This is a genomic window from Mesorhizobium sp. M5C.F.Ca.ET.164.01.1.1 (assembly GCF_004792125.1).
GTDB classification, from domain to species: domain Bacteria; phylum Pseudomonadota; class Alphaproteobacteria; order Rhizobiales; family Rhizobiaceae; genus Mesorhizobium; species Mesorhizobium wenxiniae.
In genome coordinates this window covers 1-393 of the sequence record NZ_SRTG01000168.1, presented here as the reverse complement: position 1 = coordinate 393, position 393 = coordinate 1, and the positions used below count along the sequence as shown (strand labels likewise).

Genomic DNA, 393 nt, shown 5'->3' with positions numbered 1-393 from the left:
CGGGTGATAGTCGGGCACCACAATGCGTGCGAGGTCGAACACGGCGTACATCACCAGCGCGCCGAGGATTGGCCCGAGCAGCGTGCCGGTGCCGCCGACCACGGTCATCATGAGCGGCAGGAGCATCCAGTCGAGGTCGAACACAGAGTCCGGGCCGACATGGAAGATGTAGAAGGTGTAGAGGCTGCCGGCGACGCCGGCGATGAAGGCGCTGCCGGCGAACGCCGCGACCTTGACCTTGAGCGTGTCGATGCCGTTGGCGGAAGCCGCCATCTCATCGTCACGCACGGCGATCAGCGCCAGGCCGTAGCGCGAGCGCATCAGCATGCGGATGGCCAGGGCGGTGGCGACCATCAGGCCGAGCCCAACCCAGTAATGCGGCCGCAGCGTGCC

Annotated in this window: 1 protein-coding gene; it reads right to left on the bottom strand. The window is 67.2% G+C overall.

Features of this window, described 5'->3' with window-relative positions; all coding sequences use genetic code 11:
* Positions 1-393, bottom strand: a 393-nt coding sequence (locus EN807_RS32960; protein ID WP_135937970.1) for a branched-chain amino acid ABC transporter permease, incomplete at both ends; no start/stop codon positions are given.